Raw genomic sequence first — 6021 nt, 5'->3', positions numbered from 1 at the left:
CAATACATCTACCTTAATACAACCTACCTTTGTCAAAATTAGCTTCCAATTTTCCTAAAAAAATATATTAAACAAAATAAAAAGTCCTCAAACGAGGACTTTTTATTTATTATCTTCCAAAAACTGAAATAGTTCTTGTAAGTGAAGAGCATCTTCTCCGTAGCTAACAGATACATAACATACTCCATCAATTTCAGCATGCATATAAAGGTCAATACCTTCCCGATCATACTTTAAAGCTAAATAAAATTCCATTTCTTCTAACATCTTCTTTGATGTTCGAATCACGTAATGGCCGCTTTCATCACGTCCATATTCAAATGTTGGCTCAAAATCATACTTTTGTTTAAATGCTGCTTGTTGCTTATCATTGATTGGCATACAAGTCGCACGCTGTACAACATCGATCATCCCGTCAAACTTTTCTAAATTCATCACATTACCCCCTTATATATTTCTTATACAACACCTGTGTGCCACTATCCTCTTCTCCCTCTTCTATTAATTCATCATATAGCTCTTTTGCTAGAGCTAACCCAGGTACAGGTAACTTTAACTTTTCAGCTTCATCTAACGCAATTTTTATATCCTTCATAAAATGTTTCACATAAAATCCTGGTGCAAAGTCCTCTTTTAACATACGTGGAGCTAAATTACTTAATGACCAACTACCGGCTGCTCCAGTTGAAATACTTTGTAGTACTTTCTCTGGATCTAAACCTGCCTTCTTTGCATACGCTACCGCTTCACAAACACCTATCATATTCGATGCAATTGCAATTTGATTACACATCTTTGTATGCTGTCCACTTCCCGCTGGCCCTTGTAACTGAACGTTCTCTCCTAGTTTTTCAAACAAAGGGAGACATACTTCATATACTTCTTGCTCTCCACCAATCATAATAGCAAGTCTGCCTTCTTTTGCTCCAATATCCCCTCCTGATACCGGAGCATCTAGCGTATGTACACTCTTTTTCTTTCCAGCTTCATATATACGTTTTGCTAACGTCGGTGTAGAGGTTGTAAAATCAATTGCAATTGTCCCTTCATTTGCATGTTCCAGAATTCCCTCTGTTCCAAAATAGATTTCTTCTACATCATGCGGATATCCTACCATCGTCATAACAACATCTACATTCTCCACCAATTCTTTTGGTGAATCACACCAATGTGCCCCTTCTTTTAATAAGGAAGTTGCTTTTTCTTTCGTACGGTTATACACATATACTGTATAACCACCTTGTAATAAATGATGTACCATACTTTTCCCCATAACACCTGTACCGATAAAACCAATTGATGAAATTACTTGTTTCATCTACTCATCCCCTTTGTTCTAATAAATTGCTTACCATCTTCCGGAATTCCTTATTAAAATCATCATTTATGCCATTTTTCACATTTGAGAATAAAATAACAAATGTTCCCTTATCTTTATTAAAGTTATTAAATGTATTCCACCCAGCAACTACACCATGGTTATGAAAATAATCGGGATATATATAGAAACTAAATGCATATTTCTTTTCTGATGATGGTGTAAACATCACTTGTATACTTTTCTCTGAAAGAAGTTTTCCGTTTATAATTGCTTCATCTAACTTCTTCATATCCCCAACTGTAGTATACATCTCACCACAGCCATATAGCCAGTTCATTGCTAATTTGGGCGCTGGTACAAGTACATTGTCTTTCTTTTGATACCCTTGCGTGAAATGTTGCTCTCCTGGCACCATATTTCCCATACCTGATTCATGCATGTCCGCTCGTGCAAATATATTTTCCTTTACATATTCTCCCAAAGACTTTTTAGATATATTTTCTATAATATAAGCAAGCACCATATAATTATAGTCACTGTATTTCCAACCAGTTCCTGGCGGAAAAGCTACTTGTTGCTTTCCAATCCAAGTAACCAAATTCAAACGTGATGCAGCATTCACTTTTCCCTTTCCCTTCTCTGGTAAACCAGAAGTATGTGTTAGAAGATGGTATAATGTGATATTTTTATCTGCTGGAAATAAAGGTATATATTTATTCACATTGTCCTGAATATTTAACTTTCCATGCTCTTGCAACTGTAAAATCGATGTTGCCACAACAGTCTTAGTAATGGAACCGATGCGATATTTTGTTTGTGGTGTATTTTCAATTTTACTTTGAACATCTGCATATCCATACCCTTTATTCAGCACAACACGATCTTTATCTGTGACAAGAACCGTTCCATTAAAATCTTTATCTTTTAAATATTGATCTAACTTTTGTGCCACACTAGCATAATCAATTGGCGGTTCCTTTTTTTCTTCTAAATTATCCTGTAACTCAGACTCGACAGAAGAAGTTGCCTTCGAAGTTAATGCTTCTTGCTTCTTGGGTATATAAAAAAAGTAATACACACTTCCACATGCTATAAAGCAAATCAAGACCATAATAATCAATTTTTTTATCATTCAAAAACCTCCGCAGTTACTTCCTTATAAATGGCCCCCTCTTTCTATTATCGGGTAACAGAAAAAAATCGCAACACTTTGTTGCGAAAAAATCACATTTTTTCTTTTCTATATAAACGTACTTGGTTTTTTCCATTTTTTTTCGCTTCATATAAAGCAATATCTGCTCGCTGCATCAATTCTTCTTTTGTCATTCCTTGCTCATATAAGGCAACTCCAAAACTTGCGGTTAATTTTGAAATGCTAGAGAATTGCTTTGTTTCAATAAAAAAACGTAGCGATTCAGCAACTTGGAAAGCCTCTTTTTCCGTTGTATTTATTACTAATATAATAAATTTCTCTCCACCCCACCGCGCGAAAATATGTTGGGGTGCTATTTTAGATTTCATAAGTTCGGCTAACTGAATTAATGCTAAATCACCAAAATCATGTCCATATATGTCGTTCACTTTTTTAAAATCGTCTATATCAAAAAGAATAAGCGCCATTGTTTGATTTACTCGTTTCTCACTTTTCCATTTTTCTTCCAATAATTGTTGAAACTTCAAACGGTTGTATATTTCTGTTAAAGAATCAATTGCAGCAAGTTGTTCTTGCTCTTGATATAATTCATCTAATTCAGTAATATCTGTACACTTAACAATAAACCTAGACAAATCTTCTGGTACAGGTGCAGCACGTAATAAAAAAACAAACGCTTCGCCTTCATGACTATACATTTTTATTTTTCTTGCTTGCGCTAAAGAATCATCAAGCCAAGTTATATCGTGATTTGTTGCGTAATATCCATGTTCTTGAATGAAATGTTCCGCAAATACCATATGATTCTCATGATATGAAAATAAATTTTCATATCCAAAAAAACTCAAAAAGTTCGTATTACAGTCGACGATCTCATCATCTTCTACAATGAATAATAAATCATTTTGAAAATCAAACATCATTTGAAGAAGCTCTTGCTGAATAGTCACTTGTTGCAATAGTGATAATTGATAGAGACTTTTGTTTACCTCTTCCAGCACAACCTGTGGTGTAACAGGAGCTATAACAATATTTCGTACTCCTATTGTAAGCAACTCTACAAATTTTGAAGTCACCGGCTGATCCCAGATAACAATAAAAGAACTCATCGAATTATATATGTGTTTTATACACTCTACTTGTGCACCATTCGACACATAAATGATCACAATTTGTGGTCGCACTTTTTCAAATAACATTTCCCCTTCTTCAAAACTATTTGCTATAAACATACATTTTGGATGTATATTATCAATCGTATACTGGTGATTACATCCTTCTTCTATATAAAGTACATTTACATGGAGATCCTGTAATACATTTTGAAAAACCGTATTCTCTAATAAAAAATGTAGTATGTTCACCACTGGTCTTCACTCACTTCATATATCCTGTTCTACTGAATTCTTCACTTTCCTTTTCTATAAGAGGGCCGTTATCAAAAGAACTCGATTGGTGAGGGCTGAGCATCAGCAGGAACAAAGAACTCTCCCACTGACAGGAGCTTCACTTTACATATTTCTTCTTGATCTGTGAATCATCTTTTTATTGTATGACTACATGCATGACAGCGATTGTACGAATGTCCCCTTTTTCTTCTATTCTCAACAACTTGACAATTAAAATAAAGATATTATATTCTTTTACAGTGATAACTTACAAAATGTAAGTACAAAATTGTTACATATGGTATTTTTTATAAATCCGCATAAAACTTAGGAGGCATATTATGACACAGCAAGATTTCTTTACTGTTCTATATGAACGAACATCTAATCGTGCATTCAATTCTGAAAAAGAAATTTCAAAAGAGGAATTACAAGAAATTTTGAAAGCAGCTGGTCAAGCACCATCAGCTTGGAACTTACAACATTGGAAGTTTCTTGTTTTCCAAGGTAAAGATGTACAAAGCCGTTTACATCCAATCGCTTATAATCAACAACAAATTCTTGATGCTTCTGCAGTAGTCGCTATTTTAGGTGATCTAGAAGCAAATAAAAACATCGATTCTGTATATGGACCTATCGTAGAGCAAGGGTTTATGAGAGAAGAAGCTAAAGAGCGTTTAGCACAAAATATTGAATCTGCATATAAACGTGAACAATATCCACGAGATGCAGCCTTCTCTAATGCATCCTTAGCCACAATGCAACTTATGCTTGCAGCTAAGGCAACTGGCTGGGACACTTGTGCAATCGGTGGATTTAACCCACAAGCACTAATGGAAGAATTTAATGTTTCTTCTCGTTATGTACCTATCATGCTAATTACAATTGGTGAATCTACATTAAAAGGACATCCAGCACCACGTATGAATGTCRAACAAATAACGGAATGGGCAAAGTAAACAGCCCCACAATAACATAAAAAAACGAAGGGTATCTCCCTTCGTTTTTTTATGTTATTTCTTTGTAATATTCCAACATATATGAACAGTAGTATTTCTCTATCCCCTTTAAAATCACAGTATTTTGTCGAATTTTGTTATACAATGAAATATAAAGGGTGTATTTTTATTACAATTATGATACAATAGTAACAAATAGATAACAAGAGAGGGATTTTCATTGAATTCATATGGAAGCTTTATTGCATTTTTAAGCTATGCCGTAACTGTACTGCTTCTATACTTTATTGGAGATGCCACAAATATTACAGTGCTACAATTCCCAAAAGAAAAAGCACTCCAGCTAGAAGAAGGATTACATATCTCACAGTCTATCGTACCATTACTGTTGGCTCTTCCCGTATATGCAATCGTTTTATATAAAAGTAAAAAAGTGTAAAGGATACCTCGTTATAAATAAAGGTATCCTTTTCTATATATCCAGTTATGCGTGGATAGTAAGACTCACCTAAAGATTTTTATTGATTCAAATATGATCATAACCAGTGGGGGGTCTTACTGTCCTCAAATAGCGGGATAAATAAGGAAAAACTACCCGTGAATTTCAGATCCTTGAATAAAGAAAAAAACAATAATAAAAGTTTCGACCTCCCTCCCCCTGTCATTTATCCTTATCCAAATACCATTAAGTAACAAATACCCATCTAGTCATTTAAAATAAGAAAATATCCCAGTAAAAATTCCACGTTCTGTCCAGTCACTACATATACAACTTACATACATTATAAGTGTGAAGGGGGTGATGAGAATTATGTTTGGATCTTTTGGATGTCGTGACGACTTTAGAGATTGTCATCGTGACTGTCATCGTAATCGTGACTGTGATCGTGACAGAGAAAGAGAAAGAGAAAGAGAAAGAGAAAAAGAAAGAGAAAGAGAAAAACACGCAGTATGTAATGTCCTTAGACACGTTGCAATCGGAACAGAAATTTCTCTTTTAACTATTAGAGGCGACGTTACTTTCAGAAATGTTATTTTTGAAGGATTTTGTAACGGCGTTGCTCTTTTCTCCGCTTTAGCTACGGGAGATGATAAAGATAATAACAATAAAAATAACCAAAACGCAACCAGATTTACAGGTATTTTACGTGTTTGCCCAAATGATATCATATCAATCGCTATCTAATTCTAGTTCGTATC

Annotated in this window: 7 protein-coding genes; 3 read left to right on the top strand and 4 right to left on the bottom strand. The window is 34.4% G+C overall.

Annotation, left to right across the window (positions count from 1 at the left end):
• Window positions 1-102: 102 nt before the first annotated feature.
• The 4 genes from AC1DIT_RS10515 to AC1DIT_RS10500 form a co-directional block, all read right to left on the bottom strand.
• The gene (locus tag AC1DIT_RS10515) at window positions 103-435 is read right to left on the bottom strand and encodes a DUF3909 family protein (protein ID WP_016116135.1); all 333 of its coding nucleotides are present in this window, start codon (window positions 433-435) and stop codon (window positions 103-105) included.
• A 4-nt stretch (window positions 436-439) separates the two neighbouring features.
• Window positions 440-1318: an NAD(P)-dependent oxidoreductase gene (locus tag AC1DIT_RS10510; RefSeq protein ID WP_003199866.1), complete on the bottom strand. Its 879-nt coding sequence runs from the start codon at window positions 1316-1318 to the stop codon at window positions 440-442.
• Between the two features lie 4 nt (window positions 1319-1322).
• Window positions 1323-2453 carry a serine hydrolase gene (locus AC1DIT_RS10505; RefSeq protein ID WP_016116137.1) on the bottom strand — a complete coding sequence of 377 codons (1131 nt, stop codon included), beginning with the start codon at window positions 2451-2453 and terminating at the stop codon, window positions 1323-1325.
• A 92-nt stretch (window positions 2454-2545) separates the two neighbouring features.
• The gene (locus tag AC1DIT_RS10500; RefSeq protein WP_033671492.1) at window positions 2546-3838 is read right to left on the bottom strand and encodes a GGDEF domain-containing protein; all 1293 of its coding nucleotides are present in this window, start codon (window positions 3836-3838) and stop codon (window positions 2546-2548) included.
• Between the two features lie 365 nt (window positions 3839-4203).
• On the opposite strand from AC1DIT_RS10500, the gene AC1DIT_RS10495 reads away from it, so the two are divergent.
• From AC1DIT_RS10495 to AC1DIT_RS10485, 3 genes are all read left to right on the top strand, one after another.
• Window positions 4204-4821, top strand: a complete 618-nt coding sequence (locus AC1DIT_RS10495) for a nitroreductase family protein (RefSeq protein ID WP_476998179.1) — start codon at window positions 4204-4206, stop codon at window positions 4819-4821.
• A gap of 220 nt (window positions 4822-5041) precedes the next feature.
• Window positions 5042-5260 carry a hypothetical protein gene (locus AC1DIT_RS10490; protein ID WP_016116140.1) on the top strand — a complete coding sequence of 73 codons (219 nt, stop codon included), beginning with the start codon at window positions 5042-5044 and terminating at the stop codon, window positions 5258-5260.
• A gap of 372 nt (window positions 5261-5632) precedes the next feature.
• Window positions 5633-6007: a DUF3915 family protein gene (locus AC1DIT_RS10485; RefSeq protein WP_016116141.1), complete on the top strand. Its 375-nt coding sequence runs from the start codon at window positions 5633-5635 to the stop codon at window positions 6005-6007.
• Window positions 6008-6021 lie beyond the last annotated feature (14 nt).

This window comes from Bacillus sp. 05T22 (assembly GCF_056396765.1).
This window is presented reverse-complemented; position numbering and strand designations above follow the sequence as displayed.